Below are 21,412 nucleotides of genomic sequence, written 5' to 3'. Positions count from 1 at the left end.
AGTCTAATGAAAACATTACATAGTAAGGAGAAAAGAACGGAGGCATCACGATGCATACAGTTTGGAAGGGCGGAATTAGCTTCGGATTGGTCAATATTCCAGTGAAGCTGTTTACCGCTACAGAGAACAAAGATATTAAATTAAGGCAGCTGCATAAAGAATGCCATACACCGATTAACTACAAAAAGGTTTGTGCCAATTGCGGCGAGGAGGTAGCGCCAGAGCAAATTGTAAAAGCGTACGAGTATGCCAAAAATAAGTTCATTGAATTGGATGATGAAGAGCTCGAAAGGCTGCGAAAAGAAAATGAAGAAAAAGCCGTCGAAATCATTGATTTTGTGAAAATAGAAGAAATCGACCCCATCTATTATGAAAGAAGTTATTTTCTATCTCCAGATACCGGCGGAGCGAAGGCTTATTCATTATTAAGAAAGGCTTTACAAGAATCGGGGAAAATCGGAGTAGCCAAGATCATGATCCGCTCAAAGGAGCAGTTAGCAATCGTCAGGTGCTATGAGCATATTCTACTAATGGAAACCATTCATTTCCCCGACGAAATTAGACAAGTATCAGACGTTCCGAATATCCCTCAAGAGGAAAACATTGTGAAGAAAGAGTTAGATACAGCGCTCCTTTTAATTGAGCAGTTAACCACAACGTTCGATCCAGCCGCATATCAGGATGAATATAGAGAGCAGCTGATGAATGTAATTGGAGACAAAATCTCTGGAGAGCATACGGTGCAGCCAGAAACGACGGGCAAAAAAGATGCTTCAGCCAATGTCACCGATTTGATGGCCGCTTTGCAGGCTTCGATCGATCGATCAAAACCGGCAAAAACGAAAAAAGCAGCACCTAAGAAAAGAAAAGCACCCGCTAAAAAAGAAAAGAATGCATAAAGCAAAGAGCGCCCTTTGTCTTCTCTCCAGCGTGATAGAAAACCTTTGAAGTCTAGGAAAGACGAGTACCGGCGCGGAGCGAATTTGATATTCGTGAGCACAGGCACGCAGGACTGACAAAGAATGCGAGGGTTTGTCTACACGCTAAGACCGCCAAAGGGCGGTCTTATTTTGGCCGAATCACATCCTGAATCGTCCCGTCTTTACGGTGGATGACAACAGATGTGCCTTTTTTCGTTGAGATGTCTTTCGCTCGGTCAATTGCTTCTTGTTTCGTGTCTTTCACCTCACTTGCACGCTTCGCTTTTTCAGTTTGAACCGCCCAGCCTTCATCATGTTTCACGACATGCTGCGCATGGTCCATGAGCTCTGGTCTTGCAGAGGTGCTTTTCTTTGAAGGCATCACAGAACCATGAGAGCAAAAATATTCCATTTCTTTCTTCGCGGCATTCTTTTTCCACTCTTTTGCTTGATTGATCGCAATTGGAATGGCTCTATCTTCTTCATAGCCCTCCTGCATCATTTTATTGGCAATCTCCAGCGCATTCTTTCTTACGACTGTTTCCAGCGATTGAAATGAATCAGGATCATCGTTCATTGTCCAAGGCATAGCGGACGCTCCTTCCTTTTAATTGAGCAATTTCCCGCATCACGATTGAACCAAACATACAAGTCATTTCAACCAAATGGCTGGGATAAAATACATCGTTTTGCTGAGGCAGAATGTTTTCAATTCCCGCAAAATAGAAGGGAGTAAAGGAGTGATAGAAATGATGATGAAAGGCTTGTATGAAGCACATTTACCTGTCAGTGATATCAAGGCATCCATTTCTTTTTTTTGAAAAATTGGAATTAACGCTTGCTTATGAAAATGAAAGAGTGGCATTTTTATGGATTGAGAAAGGAAAGACCTGGCTTGGCATATGGAAGGCCGATATGTCCACTATCCCATATCATCCAGCGACTCGACATGTAGCTTTTCAAATTGAAACATCCAGCATTGAACAGATCAAAGCTTGGCTGATAGAAAAAGGGATCAGCATTCATCCGATGTTTGGCTTTTCGGAAGAGCAGCAGCCTCTAGTTCTCGATAATCCGCCACAATTTCATGCTGCTATTTACTTTCTTGATCCAGATGGAAATCTGCTTGAATGCATAGCACCGCTTGAAATTGATGCAGTAGAAAATAACGACATGATGACATATAAAGATTGGGTAAGAAAGAAAAATCCGTTTATTGATTGACAAATCCCTTCATTGTAACTATATTGATTACAACGGTGGTGAAGGATTGTGAAACAAATTAGCAGCAGGTATACGATTGCTGTTCATATTTTGTCATTTATTGCGGGTGTTCCAAAGGAGTGCACAGGAGATTTTATTGCAGAAAGTGTCAATTCAAATCCTGTGATTGTGCGAAAGATAATGGCTATGCTGAAGCGAGCAGGTCTGATTGAGATTCGCCGCGGAGTAGGCGGTGCTTATTTAAAAAGACCGGCAGAGGCTATCACATTGCTTGATGTGTACCGGGCTGTGGATGTAAGCGCAGATGAACAGCTATTTAACTTTCATCAGCCAGTCATTGCATGTCCAATTGGTCAAGCCATGGATACGAGACTGCGGCAAGAACTTAAAGAAGCACAGTCAGCCCTTGAGAAACACCTAAAGCAAGTGACGATTAAGCAATTATTGACGGAGGCGGAATAAAAAAGCTCATGCAACGGAGCTTTTTTTACACCTTTGTTGTAACCATTCTGATTATAACGGATGTTATCATTTAAGACGCTGCATGTTCCTTTCATGAAACATCACCGCCTAAAGAAAAATGAGGAGGTCAAACAAATGAAATTATTAGTGACAGGTGCAACAGGTCAACTTGGATCGCTCGTTGTCAAACATTTGCTGGCGAAAGTACCAGCTGAACAAATTGCGGTCAGTGTTCGAAATCCAGAAAAAGCAGTGCATTTAAAGGAAGCAGGGGTGGATGTACGTAAAGGTGACTTCACTCAGCCGGACACACTGCAATCGGCATTTGAAGGAGTTGACCGTCTTTTGATCATTTCAACGGCTGATGGAGATCGCGTCAAGCAGCATACAGCGGCCATCGAAGCGGCAAAAGCAGCAAATGTGTCATTTATTGCTTATACAAGTGTGGCGAATGCAAGAGAGAGTCAGCTTGTCCTTGCAAGTGATCATGCAAAAACAGAAGAAGCCATTTTGGCCTCTGGCATTCCTCATGTATTTTTAAGGAACAATTGGTATTTAGAAAATGAAAAAGACACGATTCTGGCGTCAGTCAGCGGTGCGCCATTTTTAAGTCCTATTGGCGAAGGAAAAGTCGGCTGGGCTACGAGAAATGATTATGCAGAAGCGGCAGCCAATGCGCTAACACTGCCGGCACATGACAAAGACATATATGAATTGTCAGGACCGCTTCGGACGCACACTGAACTTGCACAAATGGTCAGTAAGGTGAGCGGTAAAGACATCAAAGTAGAAAAAATAGATGTAGACACATTTGGAGAATTTTTAGCTTCAAATGGTGTACCGAAAGAAGTTGTTCCATTTTTCAAAGCCATTCAAAGTGGAGTTCGTGATGGTGCCTTAGCGGTCGAAAGCAATGATTTCGAAACATTATTAGGCCGCTCTTTAACACCTATTGAAGAAGCAATCAGTGAATTGATTTCAAAATAAACATCAAAAAAACGCCCGGTCAAAAGGGCGTTTTTTTCATTCAACTTCCTTAATTAAGTTTACTTGAGAATCTTAAGAATTTTCAGGTCTATTAAGCGATGAGACAGCTCTTCTATAACTATTTTTTAGAAAATATAGATGTATTTGTCTGTTGATGGTGTATAATTATGTATTTAGATGTTAAAATTCTGATAAGTAATTCTAGCAAATGGATGACCATAATGATCCCTTTCTTACTAAATAGTTGAATACCAGAATGATTAGCTTCAGTCATTTAACTTTTTTAATCCTTTAAATCAGCAGGATGTGATGAAATGTTACGAAAAGCCTCCCTTTCATATCTTATTGCAAGCATTATGACAATAATCGTCATTTTGATTGAAGTTGGTGCCCGTTCAGCAATTGTTTCGCCATTTGTTCTACTTGACTCGAACAAAGTAAACACTCCTAAAGTATTCATCTCCCATTCTCTTTTTCAGGGTGAGTTTTTGTTAACCTATCAAGAAGGTGACTCCAAAGGTCGTTCAGAAGCAGCCTTTCAATTGGGGGGAAAGCAAATAAATTTCACAGAGATTCCATCTGAAAATGGACTCAGCACGATTGAAAAAGGCAAAATAATGAAGGACAATGCAGTGGTTTTTTTAAGAAGGGGTTTTGCCCCTATTCATGATGATATGATCAAGATGGAACAGGTATCGCAAAATCCTTTTTTCTCTCAATATCGCCTAACCAATCTAACAGAAACAACTAAAGTAAAAGCTGAATTTAAGCATAGTGCTATATTTGTGATTTTTATGACTTTGCTTGGAATCCTTTTGCCTGCTCTATTATTTTTATTTTTTAACCTTCATGAATCTATGAAAAACCTATTCACACTATTTATTCCTTTTGTTCTAGCCATTTTTCTTCCCTTGGGATTAAATTATTATTTCTTAATGGGGTACGTGCTATCAATAACAGGATCTTATGTTTTAAGTATCATTCTCTCTATACTTGTGCCTTGTTTCCTGTCAGTCTTATTAACAGCTTATTCATTTGAGTATACGACAAAGGATTCACCTAAAGAATTAGAAGGACATGAAGGCACGTTAGGAGATTCATTCTTCATGAATGGTAGGGAGCAAGTCGTTTTGTTTGGTGCCGTCACATTATCGTTGTTTTATTTCGGGACTTATTTATTCCTTCCTTTGTCGTTTCAAGCGAACATCATGGATAATCTTTTTCTATTTTGTGCATGGTACGTCGCTCTAGTAACCATATTTATTATTGGCTACTCAATCATTCAAAAAATAATCAATAAATATGAAGTATTACATACGGATGAATTTATGAACATTCGCAAAGATATTGAGTATAGGACGAACCAAAAGGTAACTATTTGGATAAAAAAAGACTCACAACATGATGTGAATGCCTGGGTATATTCATTTCAACTTCCATTTACAAGAAGAGTCAATCTGTATGTGACCGAAGGGTTATTAGATCAGTTTGAAACAGAGGAGATTCGTGCTATCTTATATCATGAAATGGGACACGTGAAGTTAAAACACGCGCATTTTACCATTTTCCTAACTTTAATGGTTACCTTACTGATGGGAATCAGTATGTATTACGCCAGACAGGTTATGCTTGCCAATGGATGGTGGCAATATATATTTATTTTCCCAATAGGGATCATTATCATGATTTTCATAACGGAATGGCTGCCAAAGAAAATCAGCCGGTTATTTGAGATTCAGGCTGATAAGTTTGCTGTTTCCCACCTTCATAATAAAACGTTGTATCTCCATACTTTGATTAAATTAAGCACCCTTGTTGAAGAAGATGGAGATGATGGAAGAAAATCTGAATGGCGTGAAAGCCATCCATCTTTCGAAAAACGAATTGATTACGTAAAGAAAACCAATTAAGTTGAAGGAGTTTTACACATGCTGGCATACTCTAGCTAAACTTTCTCAAACGCCCGGTCAAAAGGGCGTTTTTTGCTGCAGCAATCAGGGGATGATGTCCAAACTTTAGACAAATCACTGCATTGAAATTTCAGAAAATTGGGATTAAAATGAAATGAAGGTTAATGATTTAGTTAGTAGATGACCAGATTTGAAATCAAGTGCAGCAGAAGAAGGGAAGTTCGCCAATGAGAGTCAGTTTATTCGTTACCTGTTTAATTGACACCCTCCAGCCTCATGTAGGAAAGGCGACAGTTGAGGTGTTAGAGCGGCTCGGTGTGGAAGTGGAATTTCCGGAGAGTCAGGTGTGCTGCGGACAGCCAGCTTTTAACAGCGGCTATAAACAAGAAACCATAAAAGCAGCAAAAAACATGATCAAAGCTTTTGAATCAGCTGAATATGTCGTGACACCATCAGGTTCTTGTAAGGCGATGTTTTTAGAATATCCTCATCTTTTGAAAGAAGATGCAGTGTGGTCAGCGCAGGCTGAGGCGCTTGCTGCGAAAACGTATGAATTAACGGAATTTATTGTTGATCTATTACACGTAACAGATGTAGGTGCGAGTCTGAAAGGAAAAGCTACCTATCACACCTCCTGTCATATGACGAGACTGCTTAGAATGAAGGAAGCGCCTTTTACACTGTTGTCAAATGTCAAAGATCTAGAGATGGAACCATTGCCTCACGCAGAAAATTGCTGCGGGTTTGGCGGGACCTTCTCTGTTAAAATGGCACCCATTTCTGAGCAGATGGTCGACGAAAAAGTACAAAACATTGAGGAAACGGGCGCTGAATATATCATTGGTGCTGACTGTGGATGCCTGCTGAATATCGGCGGAAGGCTGAATCGTCTTCATAAGCCAATCAAAGTGATGCATATCGCAGAAGTTCTAAATAGCCGCTGACACAAAGAGGGGGAACGGCACATGAGTATGAAAATTGGAGAGAAGGCTTTTAAAGAGCGGATCAAAGAAGGATTAGAAGACACTGTGATGAGAGGCGCTGTTTCTTCAGCACAGGAGCGCCTGTATAAAAGACGGATGACTGCAAGTGAAGAGCTTGGAAACTGGGAAAAGTGGCGTGAGCTTGGTGAGGACATCAGACAGCATACACTTGCACACCTTGATGAATACTTATATCAATTAAGCGAGAGCGTGAGTGAACGTGGTGGTCATGTCTTTTTTGCAAAAACAAAGGAAGAGGCAGCAGCGTATATTCAAGATGTGGCACAACAAAAAGCGGCCAAAAAGATCGTGAAATCAAAATCAATGGTCACAGAAGAAATTGCAATGAATCAAGCGCTTGAAGAGCTTGGCTGTGAGGTCGTTGAAAGTGATCTAGGAGAATATATTTTGCAGGTAGATGATCATGAACCTCCTTCACATATCGTGGCACCGGCTCTACATATGACGAAAGAACAAATACGGGAAGTATTTCATGAAAAGCTCGGATACGACATGTCAGAGACCCCTGAAGAAATGACGAAATTTGTGAGAGCTTTGCTAAGAGAAAAATTTCTTGAAGCAGATATTGGTGTAACGGGCTGTAACTTTGCTGTGGCTGACACCGGTTCGATTTGTCTTGTAACGAATGAAGGGAATGCGGATCTTGTCACGGCCATTCCAAAGACACATATCGCAGTCATGGGGATGGAGCGGCTTGTGCCAACGATGGAGGAACTAGATGTCCTTGTTGGTCTTTTGTGCAGAAGCGCAGTCGGTCAAAAGTTAACAAGCTATATCTCTGTCGTAGGACCAAAAGAAGAAGGAGAAGTTGATGGGCCAGAAGAATTTCATTTGGTCATTGTGGATAACGGACGGTCACATATATTAGGGACGGAATTTCAGCCAGTACTGCAATGTATTCGCTGCGCGGCTTGTATCAATGTATGCCCCGTTTACCGGCATGTAGGCGGACATTCATACGGCTCAATTTATCCGGGTCCGATCGGTGCTGTTCTCTCGCCGCTTCTTGGCGGCTATGATGACTACGAGGAGCTCCCTTTTGCATCAAGTCTTTGCGCAGCCTGTACGGATGCTTGTCCAGTGAAAATTCCCCTTCATGAATTATTAATCAAACATCGACAAGTCATCGTTGAAAAAGAGGGGAGAGCGCCTAAAGCGGAAATGATGGCCATGAAAATGTTCGGAATGGGGGCATCGACTCCCGCCATGTATCAATTCGGAACAAAAGCGGCCCCTGTTTTGATGAATCGTATGGCTTCAAACGGACAGATTTCAAAAGGAGTGGGTCCTTTAAAGAATTGGACAGATATTCGTGATCTCCCGGCTCCAAGTAAAGAAAGATTTCGAGATTGGTTTAAAAAGAAACAAAAGGAGGAGCGGCAATGAAAGGAACCATTTTTCATCGAGATACGTTTTTAGCTCATATCCAGCAGCAATTAGGCAAAGGCTCCTCTGCGCCTACATCTATTCAGCGTCCAGTATGGAAACATCAAGTCAACTGGGAAACAAGCGAATTTCTGTCTAAAGAAGAATTGGTGGAGCAATTGAAGAAGCAATGTCAGCAAATTCACACAAGAGTGCTAGAAACAACGCCAGATGAAGCACCCTCTCTATTCCGATTATTGATGACAGAGTATGGAGAAGGTTCTGTGATGACGTCGAGCGATCGTCGTTTTTCGCAATACGGATTTGATGCTATGTTGAAAGGCTTGCAAAAAGAAGGAATCACCGTCACGAGCTGGGGGGAAGATGCAACAAGAGATGAAAATCTAAGGCTGGCAGAACAAGCGAAATATGCAGTTGTGTTCAGTGATTACACACTTGCAGAATCAGGCACAGTTGTCCTTTCATCCCATCATGGTCAAGGGAGAGCGCTTCATTTTTTACCAATGATATATATCGTTTGTATCGAAAAAAGCACGATTGTTCCAAGAATGATTCACGCCGTTTCGGCTCTTCATCGCTCAGTTGAGGAGGGGGTGCGGGCGAAAGGAGCCATTCATTTTATATCAGGTCCGAGTAATTCTGCCGATATTGAAATGAATTTAGTGGTCGGTGTTCATGGTCCGGTTCGAGCTGTTTATCTATTAATAGTTGATGAATGAGGGCTTTTGTGATGAAAGCCTTTTTACTCTTTCACAAGTTTTAAAAAATCATCTTGCTTCTAGGCGAATGGACATAGTAAGATGACGACATAAAAGGTGAAAGGTCATCTACTGCTGATGCAAAGGAAGCTTACTGATGGAAATGAAAACAACTGCTCCAAATAAGTCAATTGCGGTACCGCTTGTGATATCCATTATTGCCATTTCGTTTTCTGCAATCATTGTAAAATGGTCAAGTGCTCCTGCTGCGATTTTAAGTATGTATCGAATGCTGTTTGCGGCGGCTCTCATGCTGCCGTTTATCCTTCCAAGAAAAAAAGAGTTTCTCTCGATAAAGCGCAGAGACTGGTTTTTCTTATGTATGTCAGGCTTCTTTTTAGGGCTCCATTTTGTCTTGTGGTTTGGCTCACTGAAGCTGACGACAGTGGCAAGCTCTACGATCATCATCGCTCTTCAGCCGATGGTGTCATTATTAGGCGGATTTCTCATTTTCCGTGAACGAACAACGAAGTCCGCCATATTTACAATGTGTGCGGCAATTGTTGGTGCACTGATGATTGGATGGGGAGATATCGGGCATAGCCAGAAGGCCATCACAGGAGATATATTATCCTTTCTAAGTGTGATTGCAGTTGTTTGTTATTTATTAATAGGTCAACAGGCTGTGAGAAAAATATCTCATTGGATTTATAGTTTTTGTGTGTTTGGTTTTGCCGGTCTTTTTTTAATTTTATTTAACCTGCTTCAGCATACGCCATTCACAGGCTATGCAGAGAAAGAATGGGGAATTTTTATCCTGCTCGCCATTATTCCTACCATGTCCCATGTCATTAATAACTGGCTGTTAACCTATGTGAATGCGACGACCATCTCCATGAGTATTCTCGGTGAACCTGTCGGAGCGACGATACTGGCTGTTTTCCTGCTCGGAGAGAAAGTTACGTTGCTACAAATGTTCGGTGGTCTTCTTGTCCTGTTAGGTGTCTTTTTCTTTTTGATGCAGCAGCGTCAAGGAATCATAATGAAAACAAAAAAATCCGGTTAAGCCCCGGATTTTTACTCTTTTCAATTATTTTTTTCAATGACTTTGTTTCATCTCGTCTCGACTTTCTTCAATTCTAATTGTTTTCTTCTTATCATTCGAAATGCGATGACTAGGATGGTCACGATAAATGCGATGAATAAAAGAGAGAACATCTGAAATAGGATATCCCCCGTGTTGAATACAAGACTCTCTTCATGAGACGTGTATAAAATCTCCTTTTTCTATCTATATATTACCATAATCATTAAAAGATTGATATTTATCCATAATTTCTCTATAATAGGTGAAATATCACTCATTAAAGGAGAACCAATATGAGAACTTTAGTCCTTTTACGAGGCCTACCAGGTGCAGGTAAATCAACATGGATCAAAGAGCAAGGCTTAGAGCCATATACATTATCAGCTGATCAGATCCGTCTGTTAACCCAGCCGCCGCAGTTATCAGTCAATGGGAAACCGGAAATTACAAGCAAACATGATCATAAAGTCTGGTCTTTATTATTTGAATTGCTCACAGCCCGAATGGAACGCGGAGACTTTACTGTGATTGACGCAACACATGTCACAAGTAAGTCGATTTCTCAATATAAGTCATTAGCCACTTCGTATCGTTACAGAGTGTATGTCGTCGATTTTACCCAAGTTCCTCTTGAAACAGCCCTGCTACAAAATCGCTCACGAGAACCGCACAAAGTGGTGAAAGAGACGGTGTTGTATCAAATGAATGAACGGTTAAAAACGGAGAAGGTCCCGTCATGGGTGACCGTTTTACAGCCTGAGGAATATCCGCTCGTGATGACCTATCAGCCTAGAGCTTTTGATCAATATGAGGCGGTTCATGTCTTCGGTGATATTCATGGGTGTTATACAGCCTTGCATACTTATCTGCAAGGAGACATTAAAGAAAACGAGCTTTATATTTTCGCAGGTGATTTGCTTGATAGAGGCATAGAAAACAAGGAAGTTTTAGCATGGATGCTTGCGCATAGAGAATGCCGAAATGTCATTGTAATTGAAGGAAATCATGATCAGCACCTTTACCGGTTTGCACATGGAGAAAAAGTAAGAAGCAACATGTTTAATCGGCATACTGCGCCTGAAATTGAGGCAGCAGATTTTGATCTAAAGGAAGTAAGAAAGTTTGTCAGAACATTTCATCAGCTTACTTATTTTACGTACCACGGACAGACATATCTTGTCACCCATGGCGGACTCGCTCATTTGCCAGAAGAGCTTCTTCATGTCTCAACCCAGCAGCTCGTTCACGGAGTTGGTGAATATTCAGATGACATTGACCACTTATTCGTTCAAAACACAGCTGGATTAGACATCATTCAAATTCACGGGCATCGCAATTTATACAGACTGCCTATACAAGCGGCAGAAAGGTCTTATAACCTCGAAGGTCAGGTTGAATTTGGCGGACAGCTGCGTGTGTTAAAAATCACAGCTGACGGGATTGAGACACATGAAATTGATAATCCTGTTTACAGAGCATCTGAAAAAAAGCAAGCGGTCTCTGTTCAACCAGATATGACGCTTGAGGAATTTTTAGCGCACTTAGACCAGCATGAATATGTACAGGAATTAAAGCTGCCACACGATATTTCATCCTTTAATTTCACGAAGAAGGCTTTTAGTGAACGGCAATGGGATGGCGTAAATGTCAAGGCACGAGGTTTGTTTGTGAATATGACTTCAAAGCAGATTGTGTCTAGAAGTTACAATAAATTTTTTAATATTGATGAGCGTCCTGAAACAAAAATGCAGCATTTGGTCAATCACCTTCAATTTCCTGTTACGGTCTATGATAAAGCAAATGGATACTTAGGAACGGTTGGATTCAACGAATTAGAAGATGAGCTGGTGTTTACGTCCAAATCGTATACATCACATGTGAAGAAAAATCAGCATGCTGTTTGGGTCGAAGAATTATTTTATAAAACCTTTGATGATGTGCAGGTCGACTATATCAAATCATACGTTCGTGACCATCATGTATCTCTTGTATTTGAAGTCATTTTGCCAGAGAAAGACCCACATATTATCTCATATGATCATGACCAACTTATTTTACTGGATATTGTAAAGCGTCAGCTGAGCTATGAAAAAGCGCCATTTGCTGAAGTGAAAAGACTAAGTGAACAGCTTGGCATGCGCTGCAAACAGGAAGTGGCAGTGTTTCATGATTGGACGTCTTTTTATAAATGGTATCAATCTGTATCACATGACAACTCAATCAAAGAAGAGGGCTATGTCATTGAGGATGACCGCGGCTTTATGACGAAACTAAAACTTCCTTATTATCATTTCTGGAAGCAGATGCGCGCCGTTAAACAGCGTGTTGCCGAGAAACGCTCCACGCATAAATATATGCAGGCTTTACAAACGGCAGAGCAAGCAAGGTTTTATACGTGGCTGCTGAAGCAAGATCCAGTGAATGTGAGAAACTGCTCAATTATTGAGCTGCGTTCACAATTTGAGCAAACTGATGCAGCCCATTTGAATAATGACGGAATAAATGCATAGTCTAAAAAAGAGTCTTTTCTAAAGAAAGGCTTTTTTTCATGAAATGGAAAGGTGGAAGCTTAAATGCCAGATCATATTGAAGTGATTCTTCGAACCATGTTTGCTTTTGCTATTTTATTTGGAGGAGCTCGTCTTCTTGGAAAGCAAACCATTGCGCAAATGAATATTTTTGATTTTATTGCAGCTATCAGCTTAGGTTCAATTGCGGCGAACCTGGCGTTTAATACCACGCTTCCGCTTCATCACACAACCATTTCTTTTGTGTCTCTTGTTATCATTATTTATGTCATTTCTTTGCTGGCTTTAAGAAGCCGGAAGATGAGAGGATTTATGGCCGGTAAACCAACGCTTGTGATTCAAAATGGCAAAATCCTTGAAGAGAATATGAAGGGAATGAGATATACACTTGATTATTTAAACCAGCAGCTCAGAGAAAAGAATGTGTTTGATATTAGTGAAGTTGAATTTGCGATGATCGAGACAGATGGACATATGTCAGTCAAAAAATACCCTTCATTTGATCATGTCACGCGAAAAGATCTGAACTTGTGGATGAAAGCAGAGCGTTACATGCCAATTGAAGTCATTATGGACGGAAAGCTCATTTTGAAAAACATCCATGAAAACCAATTAACGGAGCAGTGGGTACATGAAGAACTTCAAAAAAGGCAGCTGTCTTTAAAAGACGTGGTATATGCCGTCCGTTCAAGTAATGGCAGCTTATATATTGATACATATGACGATGACATTCATTCTCCAATTGACCAAGAATGAGCATGTAGTACTGAGGACACCTGTAAGTCACAAACCTGCTCATCTTTATAAGTCCTTTGGATGCCATCTGACTAGGTACGATTTCTTAATTATTATTATTTTCAGAAAATGTAGTGACGAAGAAAAATAAGTATGTTTAAGTATAAATAGAAGGAATTAGAATATCAATATAATATACATCGAACGGAATGAACATTCATTCCTAACGAAATCCAAAAGGAGAGGATGAAATGCCCGCAGTGACTGATAAACAGGAGCAGATTATGAAGGCTTCACTTGACTTATTTATTGAACGAGGCTTTGATGGCACCACGATGCCGATGATTTCAAAAAGAGCCAACGTTGGAGCGGGAACCATTTATCGTTATTTCGATAGTAAAGAAGCACTCGTGAACATTTTGTACCAGCGAAGCCTCACTGCATTTATCGACAAAATGAACACAAACAGTCCAGATCCAAAATCAAGTATCAGGGCCTATTTTAAGCATGTTTTTTATTGCTTGGTGCGCTTTACAAAGGAGAATCCAAGTGGCCTTTATTTCTTAGAAATTGATAAACGATCACATTACTTAGATGAGACGAGTAAAGAGAAAATGCAGCATTTGTTAAATGAGCTATTCCTCATCTTTGAAGAAGGCAAGAAGGATGGGATACATCCGAATCTATCGGGGCGAACCATTTTATCCATTGTATTTGGCGCTTTTGTCCAGCTTCATAAACAGATTCTTGCAGAGGAAAAAGAACCAACCATTGAATTTTTAGAGGAAATTGAGGAATGCTTATGGCGCGCCATTAGCGTTGCAACTTAAAGAAATAAAGGAAGTGGGCATATGCATCAAACATCAATCATTCCAAAACCGAAAACATACGGACCTTTAAAAAATATTCCCCTTTTAAAAAAGGGAGAGCTTTCTCAAACCTTTTGGCGCTTGGCAGATGATTTAGGGCCGATTTTTCAGTTTGAATTTACTGGTCAAACAAGTATTTTTGTTTCAAGCCATGAGCTTGTCAGCGAAGTGTGTGATGAGAGTCGATTTGATAAATATATTGGGATCAGTCTCGATAAAGCCAGAGCCTTTGCAGGGGATGGCCTTTTTACAAGCTGGACTGAAGAGCCGAACTGGCGAAAAGCTCATCAAATATTAATGCCAGCTTTTAGCCAGCAAGCAATGAAAGGGTATCACGAGATGATGCTTGATATTGCCTCGCAGCTTGTACAAAAATGGCAAAGAACCGGCCGAGATGAAGAAATTGAAGTAGCAGAAGACATGACAAAGCTCACTTTAGATACGATCGGGCTATGCGGCTTTGATTTTCGATTTAACAGCTTTTATAAGGAAAACCAGCATCCATTTATCGAAAGCATGCTGAAAGGTTTAAACGAAGCGATGGATCAATCGAGCCGATTGCCGATCGCAGATAAATTAATGATCAAAAGAAGAAAAGAATTTGAGCAAAATGTCGATTTTATGAAGCAGTTAGTAGATGACATAATTAGAGAACGGAAAACACAAGATCAAACAGGCGATGATTTGCTGTCCCTCATGCTGAACGCAAAGGATCCTGAAACAGGTGAGCGTCTATCAGATGAAAATATCCGTTATCAAATCATTACCTTCTTAATAGCAGGTCATGAAACAACAAGCGGACTTTTGTCATTTGCGATTTATTTCTTACTCAAGAATCCAGACAAATTAAAAAAAGCCGTACAAGAAGCGGACGACGTGCTGCAAGACGGGCTGCCGTCATTTAAGCAGATGCAAAAGCTTAGCTATACGCGTATGGTCTTAAATGAAGCACTGCGCCTCTGGCCAACTGCACCTTCTTTCTCCCTTTATGCGAAAGAAGACACAGTGATTGGAGGAAAATATCCGATTGCAAAAAATCAAAGTGTCAGCGTGCTGCTTCCTAAATTACATCGGGATCAAGCGGTTTGGGGAGAGGATGCAGAAGAATTCAAGCCCGAACGCTTTATGCATCCTGAAACGATTCCGCAGCATGCCTATAAACCGTTCGGAAATGGGCAGCGTGCATGTATTGGTATGCAATTCGCACTTCATGAAGCGACGATGGTTCTAGCGATGGTCCTGCACAATCTTGAAATGATTGATCATACGTCGTATGAACTGGATTTAAAAGAATCCCTAACCATTAAGCCGAAAGATTTTAAAATAAAAGTGCGGCCAAGAAAGCAGCAATTCTTTATGGCGCCTCCGAAAGAAGAACCGAAAAAAAGCACCGCATCTGCTGCATCAAAGGTAGCAAGTCATGGGACGCCGCTACTCATCTTGTATGGATCAAATCTTGGCACTGCAAAGCAGATGGCAAACGAATTTGCTGAAGACGGAAAAGCAAAAGGGTTTGACGTGACAACTGCACCACTTGATGATTATACCGGAAAGTTACCAGAGTCAGGCGCTGTCTTAATAGTAACGGCTTCATACAACGGCCATCCGCCTGACGATGCGAAACAATTTGTGGATTGGGTGACGCAGGATGAGGAGCAGGATCTATCAAACGTGACATTTGCAGTCTTTGGGTGCGGGGATCGAAATTGGGCAAGTACGTATCAGCGCATCCCTCGTCTGATTGATGAAGCACTTGAAAGAAAAGGAGCAAAGCGTCTGACTGATATAGGCGAAGGCGATGCAGGCGGTGATATGGATGAAGATAAAGAAATCTTCCAGAAGACGGTCTTTGAAGACCTTGCAAAAGAATTCGATTTAACCTTGCAAGAGAAAAGTCAGGAAAGTCCAGACCTATCAGTTGTCTATACGAATGAGCTGGTCGAACGTCCTGTGGCAAAAACATATGGTGCTTTTTCAGCTGTTGTATTGAAAAATCGTGAATTGCAATCTGAACAAAGCGCTCGCCAAACAAGGCATATTGAACTTCAATTACCTGAAGGCAAACCATATAAAGAAGGAGATCATATCGGGATCGTGCCGAAAAATAGTGCCGCACTCGTTCAGCGTGTGACCAATCGTTTTAAACTAGATCCTCAGCAGCACATCATGCTCTCTTCTGCAAAAGAAGCAAGTCACTTGCCGTTAAATCAGGCAATTCAAATCAGAGAATTACTGGCTTCACATGTAGAGCTTCAAGAGCCTGCGACACGTACCCAGCTAAGAGAGCTTGCAAAATATACGGTTTGCCCGCCTCACCGTATTGAGCTTGAACAGATGGCAGGAGAAATCTATCAAGAAGCTATATTAAAGAAGCGTGTGACCATGCTGGATTTAATAGAACAATATGAAGCATGCGAACTGCCCTTTCATCATTTCCTAGCCCTTTTACCAGGCCTAAAGCCGCGTTATTACTCAATTTCCAGCTCGCCAAAGGTAGATGAAAAGAGGCTCAGTATCACTGTAGCTGTTGTAAAAGGCAAAGCATGGAGCGGGCGCGGAGAATACGCAGGCGTCGCATCAAACTATTTATGCGGCCTCCAAGAAGGAGAAGAAGTGGCCTGCTTCCTGCATCAAGCTCAAGGAGGATTCGAATTGCCGCCTTCCCCTGAAATACCGATGATCATGATCGGGCCAGGAACAGGAATCGCTCCTTTTAGAGGGTTTATCCAGGCAAGGGGAGAGTGGCATAATGAAGGGAAGCAGCTAGGTGAAGCTCATCTTTATTTTGGCTGCCGTCATCCTCATGAAGATGATCTGTATTATGACGAAATGCAGCTTGCAGCACAAAAAGGACTTGTCACCATCCACCGTGCTTATTCTCGTTACGAGGAGCATAAAGTGTACGTTCAGCACTTAATCAAAAAGGATGGCGTCAAGCTTATTGAATGGCTTGACCAAGGTGCCTATCTGTATATTTGCGGGGATGGAAAAGTCATGGCACCAGACGTAGAAGCTGCGCTGATTGACCTGTACATGACGGTGAAACAGTGTGAGAAAGACACAGCTGAGCAATGGCTGACTTCTCTTGAGAAAGACAATAGGTATGTAAAAGATGTATGGAGCTGACAAACAGTGAAGCCGCCAAATTGGCGGTTTTTTCTGTTTTGATAGATCGATTGCTAGAATGGATAGTTGGAAGATACAAAACACCTCATCGTCGGAGTTCATCATGCGGGTTATTCAAAAGCGACAGCTGCTTTTTTAGAATTTATCAACTATGCGAAAGCGTAATAAAAAAAGTTTCTTTTTTTATTCATCACTTTTTCATATTTAGAAGCTATGCTAAATGAAATAAATGAAAAAGAAAGAAGAGATATGAGTGAAAATTAGAAAAATAGATAGCATATTGATCATCATTTTACTTATTGCAGCGTTTCTCTACACTTATCAAATTTGGCAGAATGATAGTGCCAATCAATATTACTTAGCCGCTGTCAAAAGTATGTCCAAAAGCTTCCATCACTTTTTTTACGCTTCATTTGATGCATCTGGATTCGTATCAATTGATAAACCACCCGTCGTTTTATGGATTCAAACCATTAGCGCACTTATTTTTGGCTTTCATACATGGAGTGTGATTTTGCCGCAGGCGCTTGCTGGCATTGGTTCGGTTCTTCTTCTTTATATCATGATAAAACCGGTCTTTGGTCAAGGGGCTGCGAGGGTGTCAGCGGCAGTCATGGCTCTCACGCCAATTGCGGCAGCAGTTAGCAGAACCAACAATATAGACAGTATGCTCGTTTTCACATTACTCGCTGGTGCTTATTTCTTAATGCGTGCTGTCAAAAGCGGGAAGCTTCGCTGGCTAATCATGGCCTTCGTTTTAATAGGCATAGGGTTTAATATGAAGATGCTCCAAGCATATATGGTTCTTCCAGCATTTATTTTCTATTATGTTATCGCTGCTCGCGTACCGCTAAAAAAGAAAATATTATCTCTCCTGTGCTCACTGGTAGTACTTGCTTGCGTGTCTTTATCTTGGGCAGTTACTGTTGACATGACGTCTGAAAGTCAACGTCCATATGTGGGAAGCAGTCAAACGAATTCTGTGTTAGAGCTTGCCTTTGGTTATAACGGCACGGAGCGTTTACTTGGACAGACAACTGGCAAATCCTTTGGTGAGATGAATCAGCAAGCAGGTGCTATGATGCCAGACGGTTCAGGGGTAGGTGGAACGTCAGACGATCAATCAAATAGGAATCAGCAACCACCATCACAGAATCAAATGATGCCACCTCATCAGGGGGGAGCTGGTGGAACTCCGCCGGGCAATACTGTTAGTGGTCAAAGTATGAATATGTATGGAACTGGGAATCCAGGTGTATTCCGTTTATTTCAATCTGCATTGTCAGGACAAATCAGCTGGATGCTGCCGTTCGCCTTATTTGGACTGTTAGGAATGATCATCAGCTGGTGGAGGGACCGGAAATCTCAAGTAAATGAATGGAAAGTAAATGAATGGAAACAAACGTTATTTTGGACAGCATGGTTGATTCCTGCTGCTGGATTCTTTAGTGTTGCTAGTTTTTTCCATCACTATTATCTCATTATGCTTGCCCCGCCAATTGCTGCACTATGCGGTATAGGAGCCAAGAAGATGGGTGAGTTATTTACGTCACAAAAAGGAATATCCGCTTATCTGCTTCCAGCGGCCATCGCCGTTACAGGTATTTTCCAAGGATATATTTTGAGCAATTATACGACACAAATAAGCAGTGTCTGGATGTATACAATTGCGATTGCAGGTGTGAGTATCGCCATCTTATTGCTCATGTATAAAGAAAAACAATTGATCAAAAAACGGTTGATGATCATCGCAATGACAACCTTATTGCTAATTCCTGGTTTTTGGTCTGCAACGCCTATTATATATGGAGGGAACAGTGTTCTTCCTGAGGCCGGTGTTCAGCTGGCTAGTTCAAATGGAGGGAATATGTTTACATCTAGCGTTGATCAGGATCTACTCACTTATTTAAAGGCTCATCAAACAGGTGAAACGTATTTATTTGCGACGCTGACGACCGTTACCGCAGCGCCATATATCATTGACGAAGATGAAAATGTGATGGCTCTAGGCGGATTTAATGGGACGGATCCCATTTTGACTGTAAAGAAATTAAAAACACTTATTCAACAAGGGAAAGTGAAATACTTTTTATTACAAGACAATCAGTCATCAGGTAACAGCGATTTGGTCAGCTGGATCAAATCACATGGTACAGCCATCTCATCAGAAGAGTATAAGGACCAATCCTCATCCACTACAGAGGGGATGCCCTCTGGCATGAAAGGCATGTCTTCACAAAATGAAACATTATATAGAGTAGATGGAATATCCTAAATGATGCAAGGCGAATGATTTCTCAATCATTCGCCTTTTCTTATGGTTCAATTGATCGGCAGGCAGCTTCAGTTCATCTTTTTCACATGTCAACACTCAGCCACTCATACATTTAAAATGACTCATTTCCTTCAAGTCACGATCATTTCTTTAGAAGAAGTATGAGGAGGTCACGAGCTTTTGATGATGAGAAGAGGCTGGATTGCTGCTGTCGTCCTATGTTTTGTGATAGGGATAGGTGCGTTATTAGGTGGGGCTGGTGAGAATCAGGCGGCAAAGGGTGCAGATCGATATGATCATGTCATTCAATTTCCAATGGAACGATATCCTGAAACAGGCGGTCACATTCAAGAAGCGATTCGGAAAGGGCATTCAGATGTGTGTACGATTGACCGAAACGGGGCAGATGCCCGCAGGCAAGAATCGTTAAAAGGAATTCCTACTAAACCTGGCTTTGACCGGGATGAATGGCCGATGGCGGTTTGTCTTGAAGGTGGAAAAGGTGCAAGCGTTCAATATGTCAGTCCATCAGATAATAGAGGAGCTGGCTCATGGGTCGGACATCAAATTAGCGGATATCCTGACGGGAAAAGAATTTTATTTATCGTGAAATAAACTTCGGCAAGAGGCTCTCGGCGAGGGGCCTTTTTTGTTTACAATCAGAGCGTATTCGAGTTAGCAAGGACAAAAGATTCAGTGGTACAATCAATCTAAGATACAAAGACTGACAAGAAGAACATGTGAAGGGAACAATGCTTATGGAAAAGAACCGTGCATTATACGATTTTTTCATGGAACATGCAGAAGAACTGACTGAGACATGGTATGAATCCATTGAGGATGATGATCCAGAATCGATTTATCGTTCAACGGATTCCAGCATCATAGCAGAGCTAAAACGACAAAATCAAGATTATTATCAGCATTTTATACGCGCTCTTATTGAAGACAAGTCGTATTTACATACGAAGTTTAAAAAATGGTCTGAAGACTTAGCAAGTGACCCGAAGCATTTAAATACGCCATTAGATTATGTCGTCAGAGAATATATGTCCAATCAAAGAGTGGTCCTTCATTATTTAAAAAAATTTATTAAACAGTATCAAGGTGATATTGATATTGACCGAATCTTTTATTGGTATGATTTAATATCCGAGGCGTTTAACATGTCCATTCATGTGTTCATCCAACAATATGTGAAAAATACAACCAAAAAGCTCGTTGCACAAAGAGAAATGATTTATGAGCTGAGTTCTCCTGTGATTGTGTTAAAAAGCCATATTGCCCTTTTGCCTTTAGTAGGTGACATTGACACAGCGAGAGCAAAGATCATATTAGAAAACACATTAAAACAATGTTCGCAAAAAGGTGTTCAGCATTTGTGCATTGATTTATCTGGTGTCGTTATTATTGATACAATGGTCGCACATCAAATTTTTGATCTTGTCACGTCACTGCGGTTAATCGGGGTTGAAACGACTATTTCGGGCATCAGACCAGAAATTGCTCAAACAGCTGTGCAGCTCGGACTTCCTTTTAATGAATTTCAAACGGCATCATCACTTGCTCACGCCTTAAACCAGATGACCGAATTTTCACCAATATAAAAACCAGGCCTGTTAAAAGGGCCTGGTTTTCTTTAGATCACAGCATCAATTTTTGTTACTTTCCAATTATTTTCTACTTTTTCATAAGTGACAGTGCGTTTTACTGTGCGACCATCAAGGGTTGGGACTGTGAATTCGTATGTGCGGATTGTATTTTTCTTAGACACAAGTTTTGGTGTTGCCTTATCCCAATCGAGCATGTTGTCTCCGTCACCGACTGGAACAGCCATTTTTCCATTATGAACAATGAACTGATAGTCTTTTAAACCATAAGTGATGGCTTCTTTTGTGAAAACTTGAGATAGATAGTCGTTTAATTTTTTCTTTGTATCTAATGTTTTAGACAGGTAGTTGTAAGTCATGTCTTTATAAGTAAATGATTTTAATTTGTAATCTGAATGTTCATTAATATTGTAGCCTGACATAGCACTCCAAAAGTGTTCTCTTGCATCAAGGGCAATATGTAACGCTTCTTTATTTGTCAGAGTGGCAGTTTTTTTGGAAGCGGCTAGTGTTGTTGTTTGTAAAGAGATCATCAGCATAATAGCGGTTAATAAAACAAATAATTTTTTCAAGGCGATTGCCTCCTTTTCT

Annotated in this window: 17 protein-coding genes and 1 pseudogene; 16 read left to right on the top strand and 2 right to left on the bottom strand. The window is 40.9% G+C overall.

The annotated features are described in order from the left end of the window. The first annotated feature begins 50 nt into the window (after nt 1-50). Nucleotides 51-899, top strand: coding sequence for a non-homologous end joining protein Ku (gene ku, locus GPA07_RS10935; protein WP_071169131.1), 849 nt, complete (start codon nt 51-53; stop codon nt 897-899). A gap of 166 nt (nt 900-1,065) precedes the next feature. On the opposite strand, the gene GPA07_RS10930 is transcribed toward ku, so the two are convergent. Continuing rightward, nucleotides 1,066-1,509: a DUF2188 domain-containing protein gene (locus GPA07_RS10930; protein WP_157292523.1), complete on the bottom strand. Its 444-nt coding sequence runs from the start codon at nt 1,507-1,509 to the stop codon at nt 1,066-1,068. 160 nt (nt 1,510-1,669) lie between these two features. Between GPA07_RS10930 and GPA07_RS10925 the strand changes: the two are divergent. The 15 genes and pseudogenes from GPA07_RS10925 (at nt 1,670) to GPA07_RS10855 (ending at nt 20,818) form a co-directional block, all read left to right on the top strand. Next, nucleotides 1,670-2,144 (top strand): annotated as a pseudogene (locus GPA07_RS10925) (VOC family protein). Between the two features lie 48 nt (nt 2,145-2,192). Next, the gene (locus GPA07_RS10920; RefSeq protein WP_071169129.1) at nt 2,193-2,606 is read left to right on the top strand and encodes an Rrf2 family transcriptional regulator; all 414 of its coding nucleotides are present in this window, start codon (nt 2,193-2,195) and stop codon (nt 2,604-2,606) included. A gap of 135 nt (nt 2,607-2,741) precedes the next feature. After that, on the top strand, nt 2,742-3,593 hold the full coding sequence (locus tag GPA07_RS10915) for an SDR family oxidoreductase (protein ID WP_071169128.1): 852 nt from the start codon (nt 2,742-2,744) through the stop codon (nt 3,591-3,593). A 314-nt stretch (nt 3,594-3,907) separates the two neighbouring features. Next, nucleotides 3,908-5,503: a M48 family metalloprotease gene (locus tag GPA07_RS10910; RefSeq protein WP_157292522.1), complete on the top strand. Its 1,596-nt coding sequence runs from the start codon at nt 3,908-3,910 to the stop codon at nt 5,501-5,503. Nucleotides 5,504-5,730: 227 nt separating this feature from the next. Beyond that, nucleotides 5,731-6,447, top strand: a complete 717-nt coding sequence (locus GPA07_RS10905) for a (Fe-S)-binding protein (protein ID WP_008357879.1) — start codon at nt 5,731-5,733, stop codon at nt 6,445-6,447. Between the two features lie 21 nt (nt 6,448-6,468). Then, nucleotides 6,469-7,893, top strand: coding sequence for a LutB/LldF family L-lactate oxidation iron-sulfur protein (locus tag GPA07_RS10900; protein ID WP_071169126.1), 1,425 nt, complete (start codon nt 6,469-6,471; stop codon nt 7,891-7,893). Further along, nucleotides 7,890-8,612, top strand: coding sequence for a LutC/YkgG family protein (locus GPA07_RS10895; RefSeq protein WP_157292521.1), 723 nt, complete (start codon nt 7,890-7,892; stop codon nt 8,610-8,612). Before GPA07_RS10900 ends, GPA07_RS10895 begins: the two co-directional genes overlap by 4 nt. Before the next feature lie 136 nt (nt 8,613-8,748). Then, the gene (locus GPA07_RS10890; RefSeq protein WP_008357871.1) at nt 8,749-9,657 is read left to right on the top strand and encodes a DMT family transporter; all 909 of its coding nucleotides are present in this window, start codon (nt 8,749-8,751) and stop codon (nt 9,655-9,657) included. 314 nt (nt 9,658-9,971) lie between these two features. Next, nucleotides 9,972-12,188, top strand: a complete 2,217-nt coding sequence (locus GPA07_RS10885) for an RNA ligase (protein ID WP_157292520.1) — start codon at nt 9,972-9,974, stop codon at nt 12,186-12,188. A 63-nt stretch (nt 12,189-12,251) separates the two neighbouring features. Then, nucleotides 12,252-12,962 (top strand): DUF421 domain-containing protein, encoded by a 711-nt coding sequence (locus GPA07_RS10880; protein WP_157292519.1) that lies wholly within the window; start codon nt 12,252-12,254, stop codon nt 12,960-12,962. Between the two features lie 230 nt (nt 12,963-13,192). Continuing rightward, on the top strand, nt 13,193-13,771 hold the full coding sequence (locus tag GPA07_RS10875) for a TetR/AcrR family transcriptional regulator (RefSeq protein WP_008357865.1): 579 nt from the start codon (nt 13,193-13,195) through the stop codon (nt 13,769-13,771). 21 nt (nt 13,772-13,792) lie between these two features. After that, nucleotides 13,793-16,936, top strand: coding sequence for a bifunctional cytochrome P450/NADPH--P450 reductase (locus GPA07_RS10870; protein WP_157292518.1), 3,144 nt, complete (start codon nt 13,793-13,795; stop codon nt 16,934-16,936). A gap of 253 nt (nt 16,937-17,189) precedes the next feature. Beyond that, nucleotides 17,190-19,211: a glycosyltransferase family 39 protein gene (locus GPA07_RS10865; RefSeq protein ID WP_008357861.1), complete on the top strand. Its 2,022-nt coding sequence runs from the start codon at nt 17,190-17,192 to the stop codon at nt 19,209-19,211. Between the two features lie 180 nt (nt 19,212-19,391). After that, nucleotides 19,392-19,826 (top strand): NucA/NucB deoxyribonuclease domain-containing protein, encoded by a 435-nt coding sequence (locus tag GPA07_RS10860; RefSeq protein WP_083381144.1) that lies wholly within the window; start codon nt 19,392-19,394, stop codon nt 19,824-19,826. 143 nt (nt 19,827-19,969) lie between these two features. Then, on the top strand, nt 19,970-20,818 hold the full coding sequence (locus tag GPA07_RS10855) for an STAS domain-containing protein (RefSeq protein ID WP_071169120.1): 849 nt from the start codon (nt 19,970-19,972) through the stop codon (nt 20,816-20,818). A gap of 32 nt (nt 20,819-20,850) precedes the next feature. On the opposite strand, the gene GPA07_RS10850 is transcribed toward GPA07_RS10855, so the two are convergent. Continuing rightward, nucleotides 20,851-21,393, bottom strand: a complete 543-nt coding sequence (locus GPA07_RS10850; RefSeq protein WP_008357856.1) for an IseA DL-endopeptidase inhibitor family protein — start codon at nt 21,391-21,393, stop codon at nt 20,851-20,853. Nucleotides 21,394-21,412 lie beyond the last annotated feature (19 nt).

It is taken from the genome of Bacillus sp. ms-22 (assembly GCF_009759805.1).
Classification (GTDB): domain Bacteria; phylum Bacillota; class Bacilli; order Bacillales; family Bacillaceae; genus Bacillus; species Bacillus xiamenensis.
The sequence above is the reverse complement of the archived record's forward strand: the minus strand, read 5'-3'. Positions and strand labels throughout refer to the sequence as shown.